General features: G+C 68.0%; 17 protein-coding genes. 12 read left to right on the top strand and 5 right to left on the bottom strand.

The window, feature by feature from the left end:
- Positions 1-49: 49 nt before the first annotated feature.
- The 4 genes from AC07U0_RS10610 to AC07U0_RS10595 all read left to right on the top strand — a co-directional run bounded on the left by AC07U0_RS10610 (position 50) and on the right by AC07U0_RS10595 (position 6,416).
- Complete coding sequence (locus AC07U0_RS10610; RefSeq protein ID WP_494719984.1) at positions 50-2,386, top strand: glycoside hydrolase family 95 protein; 2,337 nt, start codon at positions 50-52, stop codon at positions 2,384-2,386.
- A gap of 98 nt (positions 2,387-2,484) precedes the next feature.
- Positions 2,485-2,913 carry a preprotein translocase subunit SecG gene (gene secG / locus AC07U0_RS10605; protein WP_494719983.1) on the top strand — a complete coding sequence of 143 codons (429 nt, stop codon included), beginning with the start codon at positions 2,485-2,487 and terminating at the stop codon, positions 2,911-2,913.
- Between the two features lie 157 nt (positions 2,914-3,070).
- Entirely contained in the window at positions 3,071-4,720 is a 1,650-nt protein-coding gene (gene pyrG, locus AC07U0_RS10600) for a CTP synthase (protein ID WP_494719982.1), read from the top strand.
- A gap of 304 nt (positions 4,721-5,024) precedes the next feature.
- Positions 5,025-6,416, top strand: a complete 1,392-nt coding sequence (locus AC07U0_RS10595; RefSeq protein ID WP_494719981.1) for a glycoside hydrolase family 47 protein — start codon at positions 5,025-5,027, stop codon at positions 6,414-6,416.
- 15 nt (positions 6,417-6,431) lie between these two features.
- Here AC07U0_RS10595 and AC07U0_RS10590 read toward each other — a convergent pair whose 3' ends face one another.
- Complete coding sequence (locus AC07U0_RS10590; RefSeq protein WP_494719980.1) at positions 6,432-8,786, bottom strand: GH92 family glycosyl hydrolase; 2,355 nt, start codon at positions 8,784-8,786, stop codon at positions 6,432-6,434.
- A gap of 573 nt (positions 8,787-9,359) precedes the next feature.
- Between AC07U0_RS10590 and AC07U0_RS10585 the strand changes: the two genes are divergently transcribed.
- Positions 9,360-9,671, top strand: a complete 312-nt coding sequence (locus AC07U0_RS10585; protein ID WP_494719979.1) for a hypothetical protein — start codon at positions 9,360-9,362, stop codon at positions 9,669-9,671.
- 6 nt (positions 9,672-9,677) lie between these two features.
- On the opposite strand, the gene AC07U0_RS10580 is transcribed toward AC07U0_RS10585, so the two are convergent.
- Positions 9,678-10,553 (bottom strand): enoyl-CoA hydratase-related protein, encoded by an 876-nt coding sequence (locus AC07U0_RS10580; RefSeq protein ID WP_494719978.1) that lies wholly within the window; start codon positions 10,551-10,553, stop codon positions 9,678-9,680.
- A gap of 20 nt (positions 10,554-10,573) precedes the next feature.
- On the opposite strand from AC07U0_RS10580, the gene AC07U0_RS10575 reads away from it, so the two are divergent.
- The 3 genes from AC07U0_RS10575 to AC07U0_RS10565 all read left to right on the top strand — a co-directional run bounded on the left by AC07U0_RS10575 (position 10,574) and on the right by AC07U0_RS10565 (position 15,439).
- Entirely contained in the window at positions 10,574-10,975 is a 402-nt protein-coding gene (locus AC07U0_RS10575) for a hypothetical protein (RefSeq protein ID WP_494719977.1), read from the top strand.
- A gap of 118 nt (positions 10,976-11,093) precedes the next feature.
- Positions 11,094-12,245 carry an efflux RND transporter periplasmic adaptor subunit gene (locus tag AC07U0_RS10570; RefSeq protein ID WP_494719976.1) on the top strand — a complete coding sequence of 384 codons (1,152 nt, stop codon included), beginning with the start codon at positions 11,094-11,096 and terminating at the stop codon, positions 12,243-12,245.
- Positions 12,246-12,247: 2 nt separating this feature from the next.
- A complete protein-coding gene (locus AC07U0_RS10565) occupies positions 12,248-15,439 on the top strand; it encodes an efflux RND transporter permease subunit (protein WP_494719975.1) in 3,192 nt (1,063 codons plus the stop codon).
- Here AC07U0_RS10565 and AC07U0_RS10560 read toward each other — a convergent pair.
- The 3 genes from AC07U0_RS10560 to AC07U0_RS10550 are packed head-to-tail and all read right to left on the bottom strand — an operon-like array spanning position 15,425 to position 16,355.
- On the bottom strand, positions 15,425-15,709 hold the full coding sequence (locus tag AC07U0_RS10560; protein WP_494719974.1) for a DUF5985 family protein: 285 nt from the start codon (positions 15,707-15,709) through the stop codon (positions 15,425-15,427). The two genes, AC07U0_RS10565 and AC07U0_RS10560, sit on opposite strands and share 15 nt — an antisense overlap.
- A complete protein-coding gene (locus AC07U0_RS10555; protein ID WP_494719973.1) occupies positions 15,706-15,978 on the bottom strand; it encodes a DUF5985 family protein in 273 nt (90 codons plus the stop codon). The genes AC07U0_RS10560 and AC07U0_RS10555 overlap by 4 nt, the downstream gene beginning before the upstream one ends.
- Positions 15,975-16,355: a hypothetical protein gene (locus AC07U0_RS10550; RefSeq protein WP_494719972.1), complete on the bottom strand. Its 381-nt coding sequence runs from the start codon at positions 16,353-16,355 to the stop codon at positions 15,975-15,977. Before AC07U0_RS10550 ends, AC07U0_RS10555 begins: the two co-directional genes overlap by 4 nt.
- A 277-nt stretch (positions 16,356-16,632) precedes the next feature.
- Here AC07U0_RS10550 and AC07U0_RS10545 point away from each other — a divergent pair, with 277 nt between their 5' ends.
- The 4 genes from AC07U0_RS10545 to AC07U0_RS10530 all read left to right on the top strand — a co-directional run bounded on the left by AC07U0_RS10545 (position 16,633) and on the right by AC07U0_RS10530 (position 26,803).
- Positions 16,633-22,437: a HAMP domain-containing protein gene (locus AC07U0_RS10545; protein WP_494720277.1), complete on the top strand. Its 5,805-nt coding sequence runs from the start codon at positions 16,633-16,635 to the stop codon at positions 22,435-22,437.
- Position 22,438: 1 nt separating this feature from the next.
- Positions 22,439-24,448: a response regulator gene (locus AC07U0_RS10540; RefSeq protein ID WP_494719971.1), complete on the top strand. Its 2,010-nt coding sequence runs from the start codon at positions 22,439-22,441 to the stop codon at positions 24,446-24,448.
- A 134-nt stretch (positions 24,449-24,582) separates the two neighbouring features.
- Positions 24,583-25,920 carry an MFS transporter gene (locus AC07U0_RS10535; protein WP_494719970.1) on the top strand — a complete coding sequence of 446 codons (1,338 nt, stop codon included), beginning with the start codon at positions 24,583-24,585 and terminating at the stop codon, positions 25,918-25,920.
- Positions 25,913-26,803 (top strand): SGNH/GDSL hydrolase family protein, encoded by an 891-nt coding sequence (locus AC07U0_RS10530; protein ID WP_494719969.1) that lies wholly within the window; start codon positions 25,913-25,915, stop codon positions 26,801-26,803. Before AC07U0_RS10535 ends, AC07U0_RS10530 begins: the two co-directional genes overlap by 8 nt.
- Position 26,804: the final 1 nt, after the last annotated feature.

Genomic DNA, 26,804 nt, shown 5'->3' with positions numbered 1-26,804 from the left:
TAGTATTATAAATTGGCAGAGTGCCCGGCGCTGAGCCGGAGACTTCGCCATGCCCGATACCCTGTCCATCGACCGCCGGTCCGCTCTGGGGCTGCTGGGTACGGGCATCGGCGCGGGGCTGGCCCCGGCGGGGGCGGCTCTGGCCGCCGAGGAGGCAGAGGCCCGGTCGCCGCATGTGCTCTGGTATCGGTCGCCGGCGCTGGAGTGGACCGAGGCCCTGCCGGTCGGCAACGGCAAGACGGGCGCCATGGTCTTCGGCGGGGTGGCGCGCGAGCGGCTGCAGCTGAACGACAGCAGCCTGTGGGCGGGCGGTCCATACAGCCCGGCCAATCCCGACGCCTTGGCGGCCCTGCCCGAGGTGCGGCGGCTGGTCTTCGAGGGCCGCTATCTGGAAGCCCAGGAGCTGGCCCAGGCGAAGATGATGGCCAATCCGATCCGGCAGATGTCCTACCAGACGGTCGGCGACCTGTTCCTGACCTTCGGGGTGTCCTCGGCGGCGGGGGGCTACCGGCGGGAGCTGGATCTCGACCGGGGAATCGCCACGACCCGTTTCACCCGTCAGGGGGTGACCTACATTCGCGAGGTGCTGGTCTCGGCGGCGTCCGGTGCGCTGATCGTGCGCCTCACTGCGGACAAGCCGGGTTCGCTATCGTTCGAGGCGGAGTTCGAGACGCCGCAGGAGGCCGCCACCGATATCTCCGACGGCGATCTGGTCCTGCGCGGGACCAACACCGCCCAGAACGGCGTCGCGGCGGCCCTGACCTTCGAGGCGCGGGTGCGGGTGCTGAACGAGGGCGGGACGGTCGAGCGGCGGGCGGGAAACCTGACCGTCACGGGCGCGGACGCCGTGACCCTGATCATCGCCACCGACACCAGTTTCGAGGGGCCGAAAGCTGTCTCGGGCGTGCCCGATCGGGGAACCCGCGCGGTCGTCGAGACCGCCGCCCGCCGGGGCTGGGTCCAGCTGCGTGACCTGCATATCGCCGAGCACCGGCAGCTGTTCCGGCGTTTCGACATCGATCTGGGGACCACGGAAGCGGCGGCGCTTTCGACCGACCAGAGGATCGCCAAATCCCAGACTCTCGTCGATCCGGCGCTGGCGGCCCTCTATGTCCAGTACGCCCGGTATCTGCTGATCAGTTGCTCGCGGCCCGGCGGTCAGCCGGCGACCCTGCAGGGACTGTGGAACGACAAGATCAACCCCCCGTGGGGATCGAAATACACGATCAACATCAACACCGAGATGAACTACTGGCCCGCCGAGCCGGCCAATCTGGCGCCCTGCGTGGAGCCTCTGGTCGAGATGGTGCGGCAGCTGTCGGTGACGGGCGCCGAGATCGCGAAGGTCCACTACGGCGCGCGCGGCTGGGTCTGCCATCACAACACCGACCTGTGGCGGGCGGCGGCCCCGATCGACGGGGCGCGGTTCGGCATGTGGCCCATGGGCGGCGCCTGGCTGTGCCTGCACCTGTGGGACCGCTGGGACTATGGGCGCGACAAGGCCTACCTCGCCGACGTCTGGCCGATCCTGCGCGACGCCGCCCTGTTCTTCGTCGACGCCCTGGTCGCCGATCCGGCGACGGGGGAGCTGGTCACCTGTCCGTCGCTGTCGCCCGAGAACCTGCATCCGCACGGCGCCTCGGTCTGCGCCGGACCGGCGATGGATTCGCAAATCCTGCGCGACCTGTTCGCCAACTGTATCGCGGCGTCCGAGATTCTGGGCGTGGACGCCGATCTGCGCCTGACCTTCGCGGAGACCCGGGCGAAACTGCCGAAGGACCGAATCGGCTCGGGCGGCCAGTTGCAGGAATGGCGCGAGGACTGGGACCTGACCGCGCCCGAGCCCAATCACCGACACGTCTCCCATCTCTATGCGGTCTACCCCAGCCGCCAGATCAATGTCCTGACCACGCCCGAACTGGCAACTGCGGCGAAGACGTCCCTGGACCTGCGCGGCGACCTGTCGACCGGCTGGGCCGTCGCCTGGCGCATCAATCTATGGGCGCGGCTGAGGGAAGGGGAGCGGGCCCATTCGATCCTGGCCCTGCTGCTGGGGCCCGAGCGCACCTATCCGAACATGTTCGACGCCCACCCGCCGTTCCAGATCGACGGCAATTTCGGCGGCAGCTCAGCGGTGCTGGAGATGCTGATTCAGCAACTGGACGACCACATCGACATCCTGCCGACCCTGCCGTCGGCCTGGCCCGAGGGATCGGTGAAGGGCCTGCGGCTTCGGGGCGGGCGCGAGATCGACCTGAACTGGCGCGAGGGACGGCCGACGGCGATCGTGCTGCGCGGCCCGGCGGGCGAAACCGTCAAGCTGAGGCACGGCCAGACGGTGCGGTCTGTGGTCCTGTCGCGAGGGGCCGCCCAATTCGAGTGGTGAAGCTTCAAGGTCACGCTCACTGCCGCGTTGCCCATCCCGTCCATCGATGTTAGACGCCGCCGCTTGATCGGCGCGCCGCGCCACACATGTAAGCGACCATGCTCCAGACCATCCTCCTCGTCGTCATGATCCTGATCTCGATCGCCCTGACCGGGGTGGTCCTGCTGCAACGCTCCGAAGGCGGCGCCCTCGGCATGGGCGGCGGCCCCTCGGGCTTCATGACCGCGCGCGGCGCGGGCAATCTACTTACCACGGTCACCTGGTGGCTGGCCGGCGCCTTCTTCGCCTGCGCCATCGGCCTGACCATCCTGGGCAACATCCAGCGCGGCAACGCCTCGGTGATCGACGCCAAGGCCGTCGGCTCCATCGCCGTCGACCAGGCTCCGGCCCAGACGGCGCCCGCCCAGCAGGCTCCGGCGACCCCGGCCGCTCCGGCGGCTCCGTCGCTCGACGATCTGGAGGCCAGCCTCCCGACCGCGGGCGTCGCCCCGGCTCCCGCCCAAAGCGCTCCGGCGCCCAAGCAATAAGGTGAGGACGGCGGGACCTTCCCCCCGCCGCTCCCGCCCCCAGTCCCCCCAGCGAGCGCGACCGGAGCCGATCCGGACCGCGCTCGTTCTGTTTTCAACAGCCGTTTCGTTCGCGATCCGGTCGAGCGGCCGCGAATCAGCGGTAAGGTGATCCCCCATGGCCCGTTATGTGTTCATCACCGGCGGCGTGGTTTCCTCTCTCGGAAAAGGCCTCGCTTCCGCCGCTCTCGGCGCGCTTCTGCAAGCGCGCGGTTACAAGGTGCGTCTGCGCAAGCTCGACCCCTATCTGAACGTCGATCCGGGCACGATGAGCCCCTATCAGCACGGCGAGGTCTTCGTGACCGACGACGGGGCCGAGACCGACCTCGACCTGGGCCACTATGAGCGGTTCACGGGCGTGTCGGCGGCCAGGTCCGACAACATCACGACCGGCCGCATCTATTCGACCATCCTGGAGAAGGAGCGTCGCGGCGACTATCTCGGCGCGACCGTCCAGGTGATCCCGCACGTCACCGACCAGATCAAATCCTTCTGTCTGACGCCCGCCTTCACCGACATCGGCGAGGACGTGGACTTCGTGCTGGTAGAGATCGGCGGCACCGTCGGAGACATCGAGGGCCTGCCGTTCTTCGAGGCCATTCGCCAGCTGGGCCAGGACCTGCCGCGCGGCCAGAGCTGCTTCGTGCACCTGACCCTGCTGCCCTTCATCAAGACCGCCGGCGAGATGAAGACCAAGCCGACCCAGCACTCGGTCAAGGAGCTGCGCTCCATCGGCATCCAGCCCGACATCCTGCTGTGCCGCTGCGAACAGCCGATCCCGGCCGAGGAAAAGCGCAAGATCGGCCTGTTCTGCAACGTGCGCGAAAGCGGCGTCATCCAGGCGATGGACTCGGCCGACATCTACGCCGTGCCGCTGGACTATCACCGCGAGGGTCTGGACGCCGAGGTGCTGGCCCACTTCGGGATCACCGACGCCCCGAAGCCCGATCTGACCATGTGGGAAGAGATCGCGCGCCGCCGGCTGCACCCTGACGGCGAGGTCACCGTCGCCGTGGTCGGCAAGTACACGGTGCTCAAGGACGCCTACAAATCCCTGATCGAGGCCCTGCATCACGGCGGGGTGGCCAACAACGTCAAGGTCAACATCGACTGGGTCGAGGCCGACACCTTCGAGGGCGACCGCGACGCCTGTGAGGAACGTCTGCAGTCGGCCCATGCGGTGCTGGTGCCCGGCGGCTTCGGCGAGCGCGGCTCCGAGGGCAAGATCGAGGCGGCCCGCTTCGCCCGCGAGCGCAACATCCCCTATTTCGGCATCTGCTTCGGCATGCAGATGGCGGTGATCGAGGCGGCCCGGAACCAGGCCGGCTATCCCAAGGCGTCCTCGACCGAGTTCGGCCCGACCGAGGAGCCGGTCGTGGGCCTGATGACAGAATGGACCCAAGGCAACCAGCGCGTCCTGCGCCAGCAGGGCGGGGACCTAGGCGGCACCATGCGTCTGGGCGCCTATGACTCGACCCTGGCTGCGGGCTCCAAGATCGCCGAGATCTACGGCTCGACCGCCATCAGCGAGCGGCACCGCCACCGCTATGAGGTCAACATCAACTACCGCGACGCCATCGAGGCCAAGGGTCTGGTCTTCGCCGGCCTGTCGCCCGACGGCGTCCTGCCCGAAACGGTGGAGCGCAACGACCACCCGTGGTTCATCGGCGTCCAATATCACCCCGAGCTGAAGAGCCGGCCGTTCAAGCCGCACCCGCTGTTCGCCAGCTTCATCGGCGCGGCCGTGGTGCAAAGCCGACTGGTCTGATCCCTCCGGCGCCACGCTCGCCAAACGCGAAAACTTGAACACGGTTTTTGAACGGTTTCATGTTACACATGTGACGCGTTCGATCCGTCGCGCGCGTGTTGAGGCTCCGAAAGCGAAGCGTCTTGGAGGGCGCGGGCGATGGTTGGTGAGTTCATCACCTTTCTGCACCGGCACGTCCGGATCGTGACCCCGGCCGTGGTGCTGGCGTTCGGGGCTGCGACCTTCGCCGTCTTCCATCTGCTGACCGCCCGCTAGACCTTCAATCCCGCTGGCCAGCCTTCGCGCTTTGGCGGAAGGTGAGCGTATGATTCAGCGCACCCTGTCCCGCCGCTCGACCTTTGCCCTGATGGCCGCCGCCGCCGCGACGCCAGCCTTCGCCCGCCAAGGGACGCCCCCGGAAGACTGGGTGGCTCTCGGCGCCGATGTGAAGGCCGAGTTCAAATGGGCCTGGGACCACTATGTCGACAAGGCCTGGGGCAGGGACGAGATCAATCCGGTCTCGGGCACGTCGCAGTCGTTTTTCATCGAGGGCCATGACCTCGGCCTCTCGCTGGTCGAGGCGCTGGACACCCTGTGGATCATGGAGCTGGACGACGAGTTCCGGGCCGGGGTCGACTGGGTCAAGGCCAACCTCGACTTCGACATCGACGGCGAGGCCCAGGTGTTCGAGACCAATATCCGCCTCGTCGGCGGGCTGCTGTCGGCCCATCTGGCCTGTGGCGATCCGGTGCTGCTCGAGAAGGCGAAGGATCTGGCCGACCGGCTGATGAAGGCCTTCGACGCCTCGCCGCACGGCCTGCCGTACCGATACGTAAACCTGAAGACCGGGGCGGTTCGCGATCCCGAGACCAACCTCGCCGAGATCGGCACCTATGCGACCGAGTTCGGCCTGCTGGGCCAGTTGACAGGCGACGACCGCTATTACGCCGCGGCCAAACGGGCGATGAAGCACGCACTGGACATGCGTTCGCCGCTGGGCCTGATGGCCGCCAACATCCATGCCGAGACGGGCAAATTCACCAGCCGCAACGCCTCGATCGACGTCTATGCGGACAGCTTCTACGAATACCTCTGGGACAGCTGGGAGATGTTCGGCGACGCGGAGATGAAGACGGCGGCCGAGGAATGTATGGCCGCCATGATCGCGCACCAGGGCCATCGCTATGACGGCAAGCTGTGGTTCCCCATGGTCGATTACGAGACCGGGGCGGTGACCAACACCTCCCAGACCGTGCTGGGCGCCTATCTGGCCGGACTGCTGGGGCAGGTGGGGCTCAAGGCCGCCGGCGACGACTTCCTGGCGACCTATACGGCCATGCAGGACAAGTACGTCATCATCCCGGAGTCGACCGATGTGACGACAGGCACGGCGCGCACCAAGCGGACCGGCCTGCGGCCCGAGTTCGCCGACGCCTGCCTGAACCTGTGGCTGGGCGATCGTGACGACCGGTATCGGGGTCTGGCCGCCATCCACTATCGCAACATGAAAACCACCTCGAAGGCGGCCTTTGGCTACACGGCGCTGAAGGACATCACGACCCGTCCGATGGAGCAGGGCGACAACTGCCCCGGCTACTGGTGGTCCGAGCAGATGAAATACTACTACCTGCTGTTCGCCGACGCGAAACGTGTCGACTACGGCCGGCTGCAGCTGAGCACGGAGGCGAATGTGCTCAGGGGATTTGTGAAGGCGTAGCGCGCCCTCCGGGCGCTACCGCCCGAACCCCGTCATCGAATAGGGCCGCGCCGCCTGCGCCGCCCCCCAGGTGCGGTTTGGCCGCGCGCTCATGATGAAGCGGAGTTCGCCACCGGCGCGGATTTCGTCGTCGCCGATCCAGCTGCGGGTGAGGGGGCGGCCGTTCAGGGTCGCCGAGGCGATGTAGGGGTGGGCGTCCGACAGGCCTTCGGTCGCGACGGTGAAGGTCTTGCCGTTGGGCAGGTTCAGGACGGCCCGGTCCACGAACGGCCGACCGATGACGTACTGGTTCGAGCCGGGCGTCACCGGATAGAAGCCCAGCCCCGTGAACACCAGCCAGGCCGACATCTGGCCGAGGTCGTCGTTGCCGGCAAGGCCGTCGGGGCGGGCGTGGTACTGGCTGTCGACGATCTGCTTCAGCCGCGCCTGGGTGCGCCAGGGCGCGCCCGCATAGACGTACATATAGGCAGAGTGGTGGCTGGGCTCGTTGCCGTGGATGTACTGGCCGATCAGGCCGGCGATGTCCTCGGCGTGGGAGTAGTCGAGCTTGGAGTTGTCGAAGTCGAACATGGCGTCCAGCTTGGCCACGGTCGCCGCATCCCCGCCCATGGCGCCGACGATGCCGCCGAGGTCCTGGGGTGCGAACCAGGAATACTGCCAGGCATTGCCCTCGGTGTAGTCGGATCCGTAGTTGATGGCGGTCGGGTCGAAGGGGGTGCGGTAGCTGCCGTCGGCCTTGCGGGCGCGCAGGAAGCCGGTCTCCAGATCGAAGCTGTTCCGCCAGTTCTGCGCGCGCTTCTCGAAGGTCGCGGCGATGTCGGCATGGCCGAGATCGCGGGCCATGCGGGCGATGGTCCAGTCGTCATAGGCGTATTCGACGGTCTTGGACGCGGCCTCCGGCTCCCGGTCGATGGGGACATAGCCGAGGTCCATATAGTCGCCGAGGCCGCCGTAGGGGCGGTAGGTGGCGCTGGCGACCATGGCCTTCAGCGCCACCTCGCCGTCGAAGCCGCGGATGCCCTTCATCCAGGCGTCGGCGATGACCGGAACGGCGTGATAGCCGATCATGGTCCAGGTCTCCTGACCCGAGAACTGCCAGACGGGCAGCAGGCCATAGGGGCTGTGCTGCTGGGACGCGATCAGGGAGTTGATCATGTCGGCGTTGCGCTGCTCGGGCTGAACGAGGGTCAGCAGCGGGTGCTCGGCGCGGAAGGTGTCCCACAGCGAAAAGGTCGAATGGAAGGTGAAGCCCTCGGCCGTATGCTCGGCCTGATCCGGCCCGCGATAGCGGCCGTCAACGTCGCCCATGACACTGGGCGCCATCAGGGCGTGATACAGCGCCGTGTAGAGGGTGGTGCGCATTTCGGCCGGGGCGTCGATCTGGACTGCGCCCAAGGCCTGTTCCCACTGCGCTTTCGTCGAGGCGCGCAAGCCGTTGAAATCGAAGTCGCCACCCTCGCTGTCGAGGTTCTTGATGGCGCCGGCTTCGTCAACTCCCGACAGAGCGACCTTGACCGTGAGCGGGCCGTCAATCTGGCCGAAGTCGAAGACGGCCTCCAGCGCGCGGCCCTCGACCTGGGCGCGGTCCTCGGGGGTGCGGCCGGGCTTGGTGAAGCCGTTGTAGGCGACATTCTCCTCGCGGTTCTGGATGGAGCGGCTGACCATGGGCTTCGAGAAGCGCATGGCGAAATAGAGCTGGCGGCCGGGGGCCCAGCCGCGCGTCTCGCGATAGCCGGTGACCGTGCCATCGGGCGTCACGCGGATGCGGGACCACGACACCTTGCCCGGGTAGTCGTAGATGGACGGGCGGAAGTCGAGCAGGACCCGGGCCGGGGCGCCGGCAGCGAACTGGTAGCGGTGCATGCCGACGCGCGTGCCGGCCGTCAGCTCCGCGTGGACCCCGCTGTCGGTCAGGTTGACGGCGTAATAGCCGGGCTCGGCGACCTCGGAGGCCTTGTCGTAGCGGGAGCGGTAACCCGAGCCGGGGGTCGCGGCCTCGCCGGGCTCCAGCTTCACCTCGCCGCCCCCCAGAGGTGTCAGCAGGACGTCGCCGAGGTCGGAGTGGCCTGAGCCCGAGAAATGGGTGTGGGAGAAGCCCAGAATGGTCGGATCGTCGTAGCGATAGCCCGAGGCCCAGTCGTAGCCCTGACGCAGCACCTTGTGCTCGGTGTCGGGGCTCAGCTGCACCATGCCGAAGGGGGCGACAGCGCCGGGGAAGGTGTGGCCCTGACCGGCCGTGCCGATGAAGGGATCGACGGCGTCATAGGGAGAAGGGGAGGGAGAGGGCGGCGCACTCTGCGCCATGGCCAGACCGCCGGGCCCGACGGCCAGCGCCGCACTGAGGACCATCGCCACCATCCGACGCACCATGACTCACTCCTGCTGACTGCGCCGGGACTTCACATGATCACGGGAGCGATCTCAAGCGGTCGCGGATGCCCGCGAAGCGGCGCGGCGCCAGTTTCGCGTGTGTGGGGTATGGACTTGGCGCGGGCCTTGACCGGCCCACAGATAGCGCAGGGCTGTCAGGCCGGAGCGGGGGCTCCGGAGCCCTTGGGGAAGAAGTCGTATGCCGCAAGAAATCATCGCCGGCGCCGTCGGTATGGGCCTGGTCGCAACCGTGTGGGCCGTGCAACGGTTGATCGTCCTTTCGGTCTCGCGACGGGAACGTCTGCGTTTCTGAGGGTGCAAACCCCTGTTTTCTATGGTTCATAGATAACGACTGAGGGGGCAAGCCTTGGTCAGGCGGCCCGGTGGATTTTCCAGTCACCAAGCCGGGTCGCCTCCACCCCTCTCCGGGGGCGAAGTCGCCAATCCCATAGTTCCAGCCTGTTTCCACCGTCCGGCGTCTGATGGCGTTCGTCGGCAAACGACGGTCTTTCGAAAAACCTGAGGTCGCGTGCGCGCGGCGACGTCCTACGAGCGGAGCCCTGTGTCAGGGGCATGGAATCCGCGTGGGAGGCCGTCTTGCTCTACAGCGAACTCACCCCCGAAGAGGTCGATGTCTTCCATCTGCTGGCCGAGCACGCCGGACAGGTCGCGCATCGGCTGCTGGCCGAACGGGGCATCGAACATCTCGAACAGGTGACGGCCGAGGCCGGGCGACGCGTCCTGCTGCAGGCTTGGCAGGAGGTGGCGGAGGCCTATTTCGCGCACATGGACGGCGTGGACCTCCGGTCGGCCATTCCCGAGTTCGTCGAGGCCATGATCGGCTGCTGCTCGACCGTCGGAACGCCCGGGCCGACCCTGCATTGACCTGCGTCAGTCGCCGAACAGGGCTTCCAGACCGCCCGGCAGGGCAGAGGCCTTGTCCGTGAACACGGCCTTGCGCTTTTCCATGAAGGCGGCGACGCCCTCCTTGCCGTCGGCCTGGCTCATGTCGAACATGGCCAGGCTCTCGATCAGATGCGCTTCCAGCGGACTGGGCAGGGCCGGGTTCCGGCGCAGCATCTGGCGTGTCAGGGCGACGGCGGCCGGCGACCGGTCCTTGATCAGCCGCCGCGCGAAGGCCTCGGCCTCGGCCAGTAGCTGATCCGGGGCGTGGACCGAGCGGATCAGCCCCGCCGCATGGCCGGTCGCGGCATCAAAGATGTCGCCGGTCAGGCACCACTCCAGGGCCTGCTGCTGGCCCACGAGGCGCGGCAGGAACCAGGTCGAACAGGCCTCGGGCACCACGCCCAGCCGCGCGAAGACGAAGCCGATCTTCGCCTCGGTCGAGGCCATGCGGAAATCCATGGCCAGGGTCATGGTCGCGCCCACGCCGACGGCGGCGCCGTTGATGGCGGCGATCACGGGCTTGCGGCAGTTATGGATCGCCAGGGCGACGCGGCCGCCCTTGTCCCGGATATTGCGGACCACATAGGGCTTGTCGAACCGCTCGCGGAGCATGGCCAGGTCGGGCCGCGCGGTCTCGTCCAGGGCGAAGACATTGTCCGCGCGGGTGAGGTCGGCGCCGGCGCAGAAGCTGCGGCCGTTCCCGGTGACGATGATCGCGCCCACGGCGTCGTTCGCGCTGGCGTCGATAAAGGCCGCCTCCAGCTCGTCGCCCATGGCCTCGTTGAAGGCATTGAGCTGGTCCGGGCGGTCGAGCCGGATCCAGAGGATGCGGTCGTCGAGTTGGAGATTCAGAGTCGTCATGGCGGCCACCTGTATCGAAGTTGCCGAAAGGGCGAAACGTCGCAGGCGCGACGGGGCGCGGCATCCTGTGCTATCCGGAGCGGATGCTGAAGGCGGCGCGACAGATTCTGCGGCGGTTCGGGGTGCTCGGCGCCCTGCTGATGGCGCTCGTCGCCATCGTGCCCGCCGGCGAGGCCCTGGCCTGCGCCGCGCCCGAGGCCGCCACGGCCGTGGCCCGGACGCCCGCGCCGGAATCGGACGGGTGCCGGGATTGCGGCCCCGCCTGCCTGCACGGCTGCTGCCACGCGTCCCACGTCGCCCTGCCGGGCGAGGACCGGCCTGTTCTGGCGCCGCTCCGCTTCCGGTCGCCCGTGTCCTGGACCCACATCGCCGGGGTTCCGCTGGGCGCGCCTGAAGGTCTCGACCGCCCTCCACGGGGCTGAGGCGTCCCCCTCATCGCCGCCGTGCACCAGGGCCTTGGCTCGTGCGCGACGCATCCGTGGACCCTGAGTGTCCGGCCGAAGGCTGAAACACGCCTCGCCGGACCGTGCGAGACCTTGAATGACTATCGACAGACACTGGCTGATGACCGGCGCCGCCGTCATCGCCGCTCTCGGCCTTGGACTGGGAGGCGGCTTCGGCGCGGCCCGCTGGCTTGAGCCCCGGCCGGCGAACCCCGCCGAGGCCGAAGACCACGAAGAGGCCGCGCCGGAAGGCGTCATCGCCCTGTCACCCCAGGCCGCCGCTGCGGCGGGCGTGACTATCGTCGAGGTGGCGCGGGGCGGAGGCTCCGAACTGATGTTGCCGGGTAGGGTGCAGACCATGCCCGGAGCGGAGGCGGTGGTGGACGCGCCCCTGCCGGGGACCGTCGTCCGGGTCCACGTCGGGCCGGGCAGCCGGGTCGCGGCGGGCGCGGTGCTCGTCACCCTGCGTAGTCCGGAGGGCGCCGCGTCGCGGGCCTCGACGGAGGCGACGGCCGCCGCGGCCGAGGTGGCCACGGCGGCCCTGCGCCGCGACCGCGCCCTGTTCGAGCGGGGCTTTATCGCCCGGGCCCGGCTGGACATCACCGAGGCGGAGGCCCGACGCGCCGATGCCGAACTGCGCGCCGCGCGGGCGAGAGCCGCCGCCTATGGCGCGCCGGGCGCGGACGGGCTGGTGCTGGTGCGCAGTCCGATCGCCGGCGTCGTCACCCGCCTGACCACGTCGCCGGGTCAGGTGCTGCACGAAGAGGATCAGGAGGTGGCGGCAGTGTCCGACGCCCGTCGGGTCGAGCTGGCCTTCGAGGCTCCGCCGGCGGCGGCGGCCCTGCTGCGGGTCGGCGACGCCGTCGAGGGCCGCACGCCGGACGGGAGGGCCGTAGCCGGCACGGTGACGGCCATCGCGCCGGCGACGGAGGCCGGGGTGGTGCTGGTCCGCGCCCGCATCGAAGGCGCTCCCCCGCCGGCGGGAACGGTGGTGTCCGCCCGGGTGTCCGGCGACGGCGGGCAGGGCCTGACCGTGCCGACGGACGCCGTACAGACCGTCGAAGGCAAACCCGCCGTCTTCGTCGTGGAAGGGCAGGGGTTCCGCGCCCGCCCGGTCGTCACTGGCCGCATCGCCGGGGGCCGCACCGAGATCGTCTCCGGCCTGACCGGATCCGAACGCATCGCCGGGACCGGCGCCTTCCTGCTCAAGGCCGAACTGGCCAAGGGCGAAGCCGAGCACGGACACTGATCATGCTGGACCGGATCATCGACGCCTCGGTGCGTTTCCGCTGGTGGGTCGTGGGCATCGCCTGCGTCCTCGCTGTCCTCGGCGCGCGCGAACTGCTCAAGCTGCCCATCGACGCCGTGCCCGACATCACCAACCGTCAGGTGCAGATCACCACGGTCGCCCCCGCCCTGGGGCCGGAAGAGGTGGAACGGCAGGTCACCTTCCCGCTGGAGACGGCGCTGGCGGGCCTGCCCGGCCTGACCGGGACGCGATCCCTGTCGCGCCATGGCTTTTCCCAGATCACCGCCGTCTTCGCCGACAGCACCGACATCTATTTCGCCCGCAACCTCGTCAACGAGCGCATCCAGTCGGCGCGGGAGGACCTGCCGGGTGGCCTGTCACCTTCGATGGGACCGGTCGTGACCGGTCTGGGCGAGGTCTATATCTGGACACTGGAGTTCAAGGGAGCGGCCGCGCAGACCGGCGTGCCCTATGTGACTCCGGAAGGGGAGCGGCTGGTCAGCGATGCCGAGAAGGCGACCTATCTGCGCACCGTGCAGGACTGGATCGTCGCGCCCCAGCTGAAGACCGTGCCGGGCGTCGCCGGGGTCGATGTGCTCGGCGGATACGTCAAGGAATATGCGGTCCATCCCGATCCGGCGCGGCTGGCGGCCTATGGCGTCGGTCTGGTGCAACTGGTCGAGGCGCTGGAGCACGCCAACCGCATCGCCGGGGCCGGCTACGTCAACCGGGCGGGCGAGGCCTATATCGTGCGCGCCGACGCGCGGGTGAAGTCGCTGGCCGAACTGGCCGAGACCCCGATCCTGAACCGGGGCGGGCAGGTGATCCGGGTGTCGGACGTCGCCGTGGTCGAAACCGGCCGGGCGCCGCGTCTGGGCTCGGCCAGCGCCGACGGCCGCGAGACCGTGGTCGGCACCGCCCTGATGCTGCAGGGTGAGAACTCCCGCGAGGTGGCGCACCGGGTCGGCGAACGGCTCAGGGCCATTGCGCCCAGCCTGCCGCCCGGCGTCGCCGTGGTTCCCGCGCTGGACCGGACCGAACTGGTCGAGGCCACCATCAGGACGGTGGAGCACAATCTGGCGCTCGGAGCCTTGCTGGTCATCGCCGTGCTCTTCCTGGCGCTCGGCAATGTGCGGGCGGCGATCATCACCGCCCTGGTGATCCCGCTGGCCTTCCTGTTCGCGGCCTCGGCCATGAACCGGTTCGGGATCAGCGCCAATCTGCTGAGCCTCGGGGCGCTGGACTTCGGCCTGATCGTCGACGGCGCCGTGGTGGTGATCGAGAACACCCTGAGGCGGCTCGGACTGAAACGGCATGAAACCGGACGGCCGCTGACCGTGGCCGAGCGGCTTTCGGTGGCGGCAGAGGCGGCGCGGGAGATGGCACGGCCCGCCGCCTTCGGTCAGGCGATTATCCTTCTCGTCTATGCGCCCCTGCTGATGTTCGAAGGGGTTGAGGGCAAGATGTTCGGGCCGATGGCCGCGACCGTCATGCTGGCGCTCCTGGCCGCCTTCGTCCTGAGCTTCACCTTCGTGCCGGCCATGGCCGCCCTGTGGGTGAAGGAACCGAAAGAAGACCACGAGGAGACGCGACTGACCCGGGCCGCCAAGGGTCGTTACCGGCCACTGTTGGAGGCCACCGTCGCTCGACCGCGCGCCGTGCTGGCGGGCGCGGGCGTCGCGCTTCTGGCCGGGGTCGTGGCCTTCCTGATGCTGGGGCGAGAGTTCGTGCCGACGCTGGACGAGGGCGATGTGCTGGTTCAGGCCATGCGCGTGCCCTCCACCTCGCTGGAACAGAGCCAGGCGATGCAGTTCCGTGTCGAACGGACCCTGAAGGGCATGCCCGAGGTGGAACGGGTCTTCACCCGCACCGGGACGGCGGAGGTGGCGTCGGACCCCATGCCGCCCTCGATCTCGGACACCTTCGTCATCCTGAAGGACCGCAAGGACTGGCCGAACCCGAACCTGCCCAAGGCCGAGCTGGTTGAGCGGATGGAGGGCCAGCTCGGCAAGCTGCTGGGCAATGCCTATGAGTTCACCCAGCCGATCCAGATGCGATTCAACGAGCTGATCGCCGGAGTTCGCTCCGACGTCGCGGTCAAGGTCTATGGCGACGATTTCGCGGCCATGAGCCGGACGGCCGATCAGGTCGCCGGCATCCTGCGCGATATCGAGGGGGCTGCGGACGTCAAGGTTGAGCAGATCAGCGGCCAGCCGACGATCACAGCCGGGGTCGACCGGACGCTCGCAGCGGCCCAGGGCATCCATGCCTCCGACGCCGCCGACGCCTTGGCCATCGCCCTGGCGGGACGCGAGGCCGGTCAGGTCCATGAGGGCGACCGGCGCTTCGACGTCGTCGTCCGGCTGGCCGACGATCTGAGGAACGACCCGGCGGTCATGGCCCAGTTGCCGGTCATGCCCGAGGACGCCGAATCCGGAGCCCCGACCGTGCCCCTGTCCGCCGTCGCCCGGTTCGACACCGCTGAGGGGCCGAACCAGATCAGTCGAGAGAATGGCAAGCGGCTGATCGTCGTTCAGGCCAATGTCCGCGGCCGCGATCTGGGGAGCTTCGTGAAGGAGGCGCAGGCGGCGATCGACGGCAAGGTCGCGCCCCCGCCCGGCGGCTGGCTGGACTGGGGCGGGCAGTTCGAGAACCTGCAACGAGCCTCGGCCCGGCTGGGGCTGATCGTGCCGATCGTCTTCCTGACCATCGGCGGGCTGCTGGTGCTGGCGCTGAGGTCGTGGAAGGACGCGGGGCTGGTGTTCGCGGGCGTGCCTCTGGCGCTGGTCGGCGGGGCGCTGGCCTTGCTGGCGCGAGGCATGCCGCTGTCGATCTCGGCAGCGGTGGGCTTCATCGCCGTGTCGGGGGTGGCGACCCTGAACGGGCTGGTGCTGATGCAGGGCATCCGCGAGCGGCTGGACGCGGGGATCGCGCCGGAGACGGCAGTGGTCGAGGGGGCGGTCGGGCGGCTGCGCGCCGTCCTGACCACGGCCCTGGTGGCGGTGCTGGGCTTCGCGCCCATGGCCTTCGCTTCGGGAGCCGGGGCCGAGGTGCAAAAACCGCTGGCGACGGTCGTCATCGGCGGCCTGATCACCGCGACCCTGCTGACGCTGATCGTCTTGCCGGCGCTGGGCGCAGCCCTGGTCAGGCGCGGCGGGCCTCGTCCCGGCGTGGCCTCGTCAGTCGGGGAGTGACGTGTCTCCGGTTGGCGGCTTCCTGACCGACTTGGCCACGATCGCGCCGATGATCAGCAGGAAAGCCGCCAGCCGGAGCAGATAGAAGGGGCTCTGCTCTTCCTTGGGAATGTGCAGGATCGCGGTCAGGCAGGGCGTCGCGGCCATCAGCAGGAAGGCGGCGGAGAAGGCGAGGAACAGGCCGTCACGCGTCCGCCGCCAGAACTTCAGGAAGAACAGGCTCGCCAGGGCGTAGCCCATGACGATCGCGCCGGGCGCCAAAGCGCTCATCGCTCGCTCTCCCAGACGAAGCCGTAGAGCAGGGTGGCGACGGCGGCCAGGGCGCTGATCTGGCGGGCGAGGGTGAAGTCGATGTCCGCGAAGATCACCATGTCCAGAACCACGAACAGGTTGTTGAGCGCCAGAAGGGCGAAGCAGATCGCACTCCAGAACAGCAGGGGCTGGCGTGAGGTCCACCAGGCCCGGCTGAGCAGGACCGCGCACACCATGCTGGCGAGCAGGCACAGGCCGTAGACGATCTGCGGACCGGGTTCTGTCATTTGTGCTTTCCCCCAAGCCGGAAGGCGTTCGCGAACGTCGCCAGGGAGCCCGCCCGACGCCGGATGATGGCGTTGACGACCGACACCGGACGATCACGGTAGGTCGCTTCGATGGCGGCGCAAAGTCCGTCGATCGCGGCGGGAGGGGCGTATCGCCAGTCCGCGCCTTCTGTGACGACGACGCCCGCGCGCTCGAGGGACCTGAGGCTTTCCGTGACGATCTGATCGCTGGCGCGCAGGGCGATGACCAGGGCGTCAGACGACCAGACGCGGCTGGAATCGTCCCGCATCAGGATCATCAGATCGAGCGCCCAGACGGAGGGAATCGCCGCGTCGATAAAGGAGATCAGCTCGTCGCCGAGGGTGTTTGAAGCCACTGGGCCTTTCCGGTGTCGCCGCGTTTTCGGCATCGGTTTCAGCGGGCCGGAGGCTAGCGAGTCCGGCCCCCGACGCAACCCGCGAAGTTTTCGCCGGCGTACGGAACCCGACGGCGGGTTGGTGGGTTTGTTTGGGTTGGTTGGGGCTTACGGGGACAGCGCTACATTCAGGTCGGGCTTCGGAGCGGAGACGCCCCCGTCGTCATGTCCCACGTGTTCGCTGCTTGCGGGTTCAGGCCGATTTCCGGGCCGTGGCCCTGTCTGTAGTGAGCGCATGATGACCGCTGCCGCCGTGGCTCAACCCACCCTCGACAACCGCCAGCTTCTCGCCGCGCTCCGGGCGTTCCGGCGTGGCGATTTCTCCGTCCGCCTGCCCGACGATCTGACCGGGATGGACGGCGATCTGGCCGAAGCCTTCAACGACGTCGTTGAGCTGAACGACGGAATGAGCAGGGAGTTCAATCGACTCGGCGAAATTGTGGGGCGGCAGGGCAAGATCAATCACCGGGCCAAGGTGGCAGGCGCCACGGGCTCCTGGGCCGCCAGTGTCGATGCGGTGAACACCCTGATCGCCGACATGGTCCACCCGACCGCCGAAATGGCGCGGGTGATCGGCGCCGTGGCCAAGGGCGACCTGTCGCAGACCATGGATCTGGAGAACGAGGAGCAGCCCCTGCGCGGCGAGTTCCTGCGCATCGGCCGGGTCGTGAACACCATGGTGGGCCAGCTCGGCTCCTTCGCCTCGGAAGTGACGCGGGTGGCGCGTGAAGTGGGCACCGAGGGCAAGCTGGGCGGTCAGGCGAACGTGAAGGGCGTCGCCGGCACCTGGAAGGACCTGACCGACAATGTGAACTTCATGGCGGCCAACCTGACGGGTCAGGTGCGCAACATCGCCGAGGTGACCACCGCCGTCGCCAACGGTGACCTGAGCCGCAAGATCACCGTGGACGTGAAGGGCGAGGTGCTGGAGCTCAAGAACACCATCAACACCATGGTGGACCAGCTCAACTCCTTCGCCTCCGAAGTGACCCGGATGGCGCGCGAGGTCGGGACCGAGGGCAAGCTGGGTGGTCAGGCGAACGTGAAGGGCGTCGCCGGCACCTGGAAGGACCTGACCGACAACGTGAACTTCATGGCGGCCAACCTGACGGGTCAGGTGCGGAACATCGCCGAGGTGACGACCGCGGTGGCCAAGGGCGACCTGTCCAAGAAGATCACCGTGGACGTGAAGGGCGAAATCCTCGAGCTCAAGTCCACGATCAACACCATGGTCGACCAGCTGAACGCCTTTGCTTCCGAAGTGACCCGGGTCGCGCGCGAAGTGGGCACCGAAGGCAAGCTGGGCGGGCAGGCGAGGGTGGAAGGCGTCGGCGGCACCTGGAAGGACCTGACCGACAACGTCAACCTGATGGCCGATAACCTGACCGGTCAGGTGCGTAACATCGCCGAGGTGACCACCGCAGTGGCCAAGGGCGATCTGTCCAAGAAGATCACCGTGCAGGTCCGGGGCGAGGTGCTGGAGCTGAAGGACACCATCAACGTCATGGTGGACCAGCTGAACGCCTTTGCCTCGGAAGTGACCCGCGTGGCCAAGGAAGTCGGCACCGACGGCAAGCTGGGCGGTCAGGCCCAGGTGGAGGGCGTCACCGGCGCCTGGAAGGACCTGACCGACAACGTCAACCTGATGGCCGACAACCTGACGGGTCAGGTCCGGAACATCGCCGAGGTGACCACGGCCGTCGCCAACGGGGACCTGTCCAAGAAGATCACCGTCGATGTGAAGGGCGAGATCCTGGAGCTGAAATCGACCATCAACGTCATGGTGGATCAGCTCAACTCCTTCGCCTCCGAAGTGTCGCGGGTGGCGCGCGAGGTCGGCACCGAGGGCAAGCTCGGCGGTCAGGCCAATGTGCGCGGCGTCGGCGGGGCCTGGAAGGATCTCACCGACAACGTGAACTTCATGGCGGCCAACCTGACCGGTCAGGTCCGGAACATCGCCGAAGTGACGACCGCGGTGGCCAACGGCGACCTGTCCAAGAAGATCACCGTGGACGTGAAGGGCGAGATTCTCGAGCTCAAGTCGACCATCAACGTCATGGTGGACCAGCTGAACGCCTTCGCCTCGGAAGTGTCGCGCGTGGCGCGCGAAGTGGGCACCGAGGGCAAGCTGGGCGGTCAGGCGCAGGTGACGGGCGTCACCGGCACCTGGAAGGACCTGACCGACAACGTCAACTCCATGGCCGACAACCTGACCGGCCAGGTGCGCAACATCGCCGAGGTCACGACCGCTGTCGCCAACGGCGACCTGTCCAAGAAGATCACCGTGGATGTGAAGGGCGAAATCCTGGAGCTGAAGTCGACGATCAACACCATGGTGGACCAGCTGAACGCCTTCGCCTCGGAAGTGACCCGGGTGGCGCGTGAAGTGGGCACCGAGGGCAAGCTGGGTGGTCAGGCGAATGTGAAGGGCGTCGCCGGCACCTGGAAGGATCTGACCGACAATGTGAACTTCATGGCCGGCAACCTGACCGGTCAGGTGCGTAACATCGCCGAAGTCACAACCGCCGTGGCCAAGGGCGACCTGTCCAAGAAGATCACCGTCGATGTGAAGGGCGAGATTCTGGAGCTGAAGAACACCATCAACGTCATGGTGGACCAGCTGAACGCCTTCGCCTCGGAAGTGACCCGGGTGGCCAAGGAGGTCGGCACCGAGGGCAAGCTGGGCGGGCAGGCGAGGGTGGAAGGCGTCGGCGGGACCTGGAAGGACCTGACCGACAATGTGAACTCCATGGCGGCCAACCTGACCGGTCAGGTGCGCGGCATCGCCGACGTCGTGACCGCGGTCGCCAACGGCGACCTGAAGCGCAAGCTGACCGTTGACGCCAAGGGCGAGATCGCCTCCCTGGCCGACACCATCAACGGCATGATCGAGACCCTAGCCATCTTCGCCGACCAGGTGACCAACGTGGCGCGCGAGGTCGGGATCGAGGGCAAGCTGGGCGGCCAGGCGCGGGTGCCGGGCGCGGCAGGCCTGTGGCGCGATCTGACCGACAACGTGAACCAGCTGGCCGGCAACCTGACCACACAGGTCCGCGCCATCGCCGAGGTCTCGACCGCGGTGACCAAGGGCGAGTTGACCCGGTCCATCACCGTCGAAGCCTCGGGCGAGGTCGCGGCGCTGAAGGACAACATCAACGAGATGATCCGGAACCTGAAGGATCAGACGCTCAAGAACACCGAGCAGGACTGGCTGAAGACCAACCTCGCCCGCTTCACCCGCATGCTGCAGGGCGAGCGCGATCTGGCGACGGTGTCGAACATGGTGCTGTCGGAGCTGGCGCCGCTGATCAACGCCCAGCACGCGGTCTTCTACGTCTCCGACCGGGACGCAGAGGAAGAGCCCATCCTGGTGCTGGCGGCCGCCTATGCCGCGACCGAGCGGGAACTGCTGTCGAGCACCTATCGCATGGGGCAGAGCCTGATCGGCCAGTGCGCCAAGGAGAAGGAGCGCATCCTTCTGACCAATGTGCCCCAGGACTATATCCGGGTTGCCTCGGGTCTGGGCAGCGCCGCGCCCCTGAACATCATCGTCCTGCCGGCCCTGTTCGAGGGCGAGGTCAAGGCGGTGATCGAGCTGGCGACCTTCGGAGAGTTCTCCGAGACCCACCAGTCCTTCCTGAGCCAGCTGATGGAATCGATCGGGATCGTTCTGAACACGATCGCGGCGAACATGCGCACCGAGGGGCTGCTGTCCCAGTCGCAGCTGCTGACGGCCGAGCTTCAGGTCCAGCAGGGCGAGCTCAAGACCACCAACGACCGGCTGGAACAGCAGGCGGCCTCGCTGCGCCAGTCCGAGGAATTGCTCCGCGCCAAGCAGGAGGAGTTGCAGCAGTCCAACGCCGAGCTTGAAGACAAGGCGATCCTGCTGTCGACCCAGAACAAGCAGGTGGAAGCCAAGAACCGGGAGGTCGAACAGGCCCGTTTCGCCCTGGAGGAAAAGGCCGAACAGCTGGCCCTGACGTCGAAATACAAGTCCGAGTTCCTGGCCAATATGAGCCACGAACTGCGCACGCCGCTGAACAGCCTGCTGATCCTGTCCAAGATGCTGAGCGAGAACACCCAGGGCAATCTGACGCTCAAACAGGTCGAGTTCGCCAAGAATATCCACGCCGCCGGCTCGGACCTGCTGGGTCTGATCAACGACATTCTCGACCTGTCCAAGATCGAGTCCGGCACCGTCACCCTGGACGTCAGCGACACGCCGTTCGCCTCCCTGCGCGAGCAGATGCAGCGGACCTTCGCCCAGCTGGCGCAGGACAAGAAGCTGGATTTCACGATCGACATCGATCCGACCCTGCCGGCCTCGATCTACACCGACGACAAGCGGCTGCGGCAGGTCATCAAGAACCTGCTGTCGAACGCCTTCAAGTTCACGGCGGCGGGCTCGGTGGCCTTGCGCGTCGCCCGGGTCGAGAGCGGCTGGACGCCCGGCAACGAGCATCTGGCGGCCGCCGACAGCGTCGTCGCCTTCTCCGTTCAGGACAGCGGCATCGGCATTCCGGAAGACAAGCAGCGGATCATCTTCGAGGCCTTCCAGCAGGCCGACGGCACCACCAGCCGCAAATACGGCGGGACGGGCCTCGGTCTTTCCATCAGCCGCGAAATCACCCGCACCCTGGGCGGGGAGCTTAAGGTCGAGAGCGAGCCTGACCAGGGCAGCGTCTTCACCCTGTATCTGCCGCTGGCCTTCACCCCGGCCCTGGCCCAGGCGCCGTCGACGCGCGAGCCGATGAAGCAGGTCACGGTCCGCAGCGCGCCCGCCGAAATGGTCGAGGACGTGGTCGAGCCCGTGACCGACGACCGTGAAACCCTGTCGCCCGAGGATGCGGTGGTCCTGATCGTCGAGGATGATCCGCGCTTCGGATCGATCCTGCTGGCCCTCGCCCACGACTGCGGCTTCAAGGGCGTGATCACCCGCGAGGGGATCACGGCGGCGTCGCTCGCGCTACGCTACGCGCCACAGGCCATCATGCTCGACGTCGGCCTGCCGGACATGGACGGGCTGGCGCTGCTCGATCTGCTGAAACGGACGCCCGAGACGCGTCACATCCCGGTGCACGTCATTTCCGCCGACGATCAGGCCGGCCTCGGCCTTGCCATCGGCGCCTTCGGCTTCACCGCTAAGCCGGTCGACCGGGAGGGGGTTGTCGCGGGGCTCGACGAGGTTCGCCGCTTTGTGGCGACGTCGGAGAGGCGTCTGGTCCTGGTCGGCAAGGGCGCCGAGGCGGTCGCGACGCTGGAGGCGGGCTTCGGCGCCGTCACCCGCGTGGCGCGCCTCAAGGACCTGGCCAAACTGCCCGCCCTGGCCAGCGACAGTCTGGTGATCGAGGTCGACGCCGCCTCGGTGGGCGAGCTGATCGACTATCTGAAGACGGCGGAACGTCCTGCGGTCGTCTACGCCGCCGGCGCCCTGTCGGCCGAGGACGAGCGGCGGCTGAGACTGGCGGTGTTCGCCGGCTATCTGCGGCTGGCGCGGACGCCGGACCAACTGGTCGAGCAGGCCACACTGATGCTGCACGAGCCGACCGACCGGCTGTCGGAATCGGCCCGCGCGACCCTGGCCCAGACTCGCAAGGAAGACGCCATCCTGACCGGACGGACGGTGCTGGTCATCGACGACGACATCCGCAACATCTTCTCCATGGCCAGCGCGCTGGAGGAGTTCGGCGTCGATCTCCACTATGCGGAAAGCGGCCGCGCCGGGATCGACCTGCTGCGTCAGCATCCGGAGGTCGATGTCGTTCTGGTCGACATCATGATGCCCGACATGGACGGCTATGAGACCATGAAGGAGATCCGCTCGCTGTCGAACTTCGCCAACCTGCCGATGATCGCCGTGACCGCCAAGGCGATGAAGGGCGACCGGCTAAAATGCATCCAGGCCGGGGCGTCGGACTATGTCTCCAAGCCCGTGGACATCGACTATCTGATTTCGGTGATGCGGGTGGCCATCCAGCGCACCGACGCCACCCGCTTTGCGTCCCAGACCCTGATGGCCGCGCCAGAACCGGCGGCCGGCTAGGATGGAAGCTTCAGACAAGCTCGGATCCCCGCCGCTTACGGCCAAGGTGCTGATCGTCGATGATGACGAGCGCAACGCCTTCGCCGCGACCGAAGCCCTGGCCTCGCTGGGGCATGAACTGATCATCGCCCGGTCCGGCGAGGAGGCCCTGCGCTGCCTGCTGACCAACGAGTTCGCGGTCATTCTGCTCGACCTGCACATGCCGGGAATGGACGGCTACGAGACCGCCCGGCTGATCCGCGAACACCCGCGGACCCGCGACACGCCGATCGTCTTTGTCACGGCGGTCTTCCGTGACGAGGCGCATATCTTCCAGGCCTATACCGCGGGCGCCGTGGATGTGGTGTTCAAGCCGGCGGACCCGTTCATCCTGCGCTCCAAGGTCGCCATCCTGGTCGATCTCTATCTCAAGACGCTGGAGGTGCGCCGTCAGGCCGACCAGAGCCGCCGGCTGCTGGAAGAGAACGCCCGGGTCAGCGCCGAGAAGAGCGAGGCCGAGGCCGCCCTGCGTCGCAGTCATGCGCGTCAGGACGCCATCCTCCAGTCGCTGCCCATCGTCTTCACCTCGCGCGCTCCGACCCATCCCTTCGGCGCCCTGTTCGTCAGCGACAGCATCACGCCGATGACCGGCTTCGCGCCGATGCGCTTCGTCGAGGAGCCCGAGATCGGTCTGGGCCGCATCCACCCCGACGATGTGTCGGCGGTCGCGGACTGCCTCCTGGCTGCGTCCGAGACCGGCGCCTACGCCTGCGAATACCGCTGGCTCTGCGCGGACGGGAACTACCGCGTCTTCCTCGACCAAGGCGTCCTTGCGCCCCGCCATGACGGCGACGGGATGGAGATCATCGGCACCATCCTGGACGTCACCGACAGGCGGTCGCTGGAGGAGCAGCTCACCCAGGCCCGCAAGATGGAGGCGGTGGGCCAGCTGACTGGCGGCGTGGCGCACGACTTCAACAACCTGCTCACCGTGGTCCTCGGCAATGCCGACATCCTGTTGCGGCGGGGCCTGTCCGACGAGAAGCAGACCCGGCAGGTCGGCGCCATCCGCCAGGCCGCCGAGCGTGGACAGACCCTGACGCGTCAGTTGCTCGCCTTCTCGCGTCGCCAGCAGCTGAACCCGGTGGTGGTCGAGCTCAACGGCCTGGTGCGCGACTTCGCCCCTCTGCTGCAGCAGGCGGTGGGCGAGGGGGTGACGCTCAATCTGACCCTGTCCGACGCCGCCGTCTGCGCCCATGTCGATCCGACGCATCTCGAGAACGCGCTGCTCAACCTCGCGGTCAATGCCCGCGACGCCATGGCGCGGGAGGGCACGCTGTCGATCCGGGTCGGGACCGGCGCCGAGGGGAAGGAGGCGGACGGCCGTGTCCTGATCACCGTCAGCGATACGGGGGCGGGCATGGCGCCCGAGGTCGCGGCGCGGATCTTCGAACCCTTCTACACCACCAAGGACGTCGGCAAGGGCTCGGGCCTGGGCCTGTCACAGGTCTATGGCTTTGTCCGGCAGTCGGGCGGGGAGGTGACCGTCGACACGGCGCTGGACCGCGGCGCCGCCTTCACCCTGAGCCTTCCGCGCAGCGCCGAGCCCGCGGAAAGCCGGACCCAGGCGGAGCCGGAGACCCTGGCCCAGGCGTCGGAGCGGGTGCTGATCGTGGAGGACGATCCCGAGGTGCTGAACCTCTGCGTCGACCTGCTGGAGTCGCAGGGCTATCGCTGCGACACGGCCTCGAACGCCGCCGAGGCGCTGGATCGGCTGGAAGGCTCCGGGCCCTATGACCTGCTGTTTTCCGACGTGGTCATGCCCGGCGGCATGACCGGCATCCAGCTGGCCCGAAAGGCCGTCGAGCGGTTCCCGCGGATGCACATCCTCCTGACCTCGGGCTATGTCGGCGAGAATGGCCTGCAGGAGGCGCATGAGTTCGACGTGATCGACAAGCCGTATGAGCAGATCGGACTGTCCCGCCGGCTGCGGCTCCTTCTCGACGGCGAAGCGGCCAAGGCGGTGGCCTGACGGGACGGCTGCGGATCGCGACGCCAACTGAGACTTCCATTCAGCACACTGACCGAGGTTTCGGGCCGGGCGGGGCGGGCGTAGCTCTGGTCGCCAACGACCGGGCAAATCCGGCGTGGCGAGGAAGCCGGGACATGCACACCACCATCGATCTGCCGACTTCAGACGCGGGGCCCGTCGTCGACGCCGGCCCGATCCGGAGAACTGCCTGGGGCGCGGTCATTCTGGTCTCGACCATCATCCTGATGGCCGGGATGGTGCGTCTGGCCTTCTCGCCGCTCCAGGAGGCCGCCAAGGCCGAACTGGGCCTGACCGACTATCAGATCAGCCTGATCCAGGGCATCGCCGCCGCCCTGCCCATGGCCCTGATCGCCATTCCGCTGGGCTGGCTGACCGACCACACCAATCGCGCCCGGATCATGCTGGTTCTGGGCCTGTGCTGGACCGTCGGCATGGTCGGTTCGGCCTTCGCCAACGACTTCACCACCCTGTTCGTGACGCGGATGCTGGCCGGGCTGGGCACCATGAGCCTGGTGCCGGTGGCCATCTCGGTGCTGGCCGACATGTCGGCGACCCAGCAGCGGGGCAGGGCCATGCTCTTCCTCGGCATGGGCAATACGCTGGGGCCGGCGCTGGCCTTCGTCATCGGCGGGGCGCTGTTCACCGCCTTCTCCGGAAACCTCAGCCTGCCGGGGATCGCCCTGACGCCCTGGCGCGAGACCTCCCTCGTCTTCGGTCTGGCCAGCGCCGCGATGTTGCTGCTTCAGTTGCTGGTCCGCGAGCCCGCGCGTCACGAGGTCGAGAACACCAGCAAGACCCTGAAGCCGCTGGTCCAGGCCCTGCTGCGTCGCTGGAAATTCCTCCTGCCCCTGTTCGTAGGCCAGATCAGCGTGATCATGGCCGACGCCGCCGCAGGCGTCTGGGCCGTGCCGGTGATGCAGCGCGACCTCGGCATGAGCGTGGGGGAGGCGAGCGGCCTGCTCGGCGGCATCCTTCTGCTCGCGGGCGTTCTCGGGCCGGTGGTCGCCGGCTTCGTCGCCGACCGGGGACACAAGAGTTCGATCCGCGGCGGCATCATGATCGGGGCGGTCATCGCCTCGGCCATCGGCATTCCCGCGGCCCTGTTCCCGATCATGACCAGCGTACCGGTCTTCGCAGGCGTCCTGTTCGTGCTGCTGATCGCCGGCTCCATGACCGGCCTGATCACCGCCACCGCCATCGCCGTTCTGGTGCCCAATGAGGAGCGTGGCGTCTGCCTCGGCGCCTTCATGATCCTCGGCGCCCTGATCGGTCTGGGCCTGTCGCCGATACTGGTGACGCTCGGCAGCCGCGCCTTGGGCGGCGAGAGCCATCTGGGTCTGTCCCTGGCCATCGTCGGGGTGGCGACCGGCGTGATCTCCTTCGCTGGCTTCGTCATCTCGATGATGAACGCCCCGGTGCGCGCCGTGCTGACGAGCCCCGACCATGGCTGAACGATCGCGGAAGTCGCGCTGGGCGGCACGGGGCTGCCTCTGCGTCCTCCTCATCCTGCTGGTGGTGGTCGTTCTGGCGACCGTCTTCGTCTGGATGCAGGCGCGACGCACCCCGGCCGGACCGCACGATTATGTGGCGCTGGGCAGTTCCTACGCCGCCGGCGCGGGGCTTGGAAAACTCGTGAAGGACAGTCCGCTGCTCTGCGCCCGTAGCGTCAACGGCTATCCGCAGCAGCTCGCCCGTCTGCGTCGCATCGCCATCACTGACATGAGCTGCGGCGGGGCGGTGACGAAGAATGTCCTCAAGGGCGGCCAGTTCTTCCAGGGACCACAGATCCGCACGATTGGCCCCGACACCCGTCTGGTGACCCTGACCGTCGGCGGCAATGACATCGGCTATGTCGGCGACCTGTCCCTGCTGGCGGCGCGCAAGGCCGACAGCCTGTTCGGCTGGACGGTGCGACGCCTGTGGAAGGGACCGAAGTCTCCGGCGGACCGCGACTACGCCGGTCTGCAGGCCGAGCTGGTCGCGACGCTGAAAGCGATCCATCAGCGCGCGCCGAACGCCACGGTCGTGGTCGCCACCTATCCGGCCATATTGCCGCCGTCGGGAACCTGCGCCCACATCAGCCTGACCGTCGCTGAGGCCGATATGATGCGTCAGGTCGGCGCGCGGCTGGCCGAGACCACGCGTGCGGCGGCGAAAGAGGGCGGGGCGATCCTCGTCGACATGAATGCGCTGGGCGCCGATCACCACGCCTGTTCCGTCTCGCCCTGGACCAGCGGTTGGCCCAGCCAGAACGGCGCGCCCTTCCACCCGACGCTTCAGGGGGCCGAGGCGGCGGCGGCCGCGGTCTCCGCCGCGCTGGACGGACGGCGATAAA

This window comes from Brevundimonas sp. GW821-FHT02A10, assembly GCF_059422025.1.
Note: the sequence above shows the minus strand (reverse complement) of the source record. Positions and strands in the feature narration are given on the sequence as shown.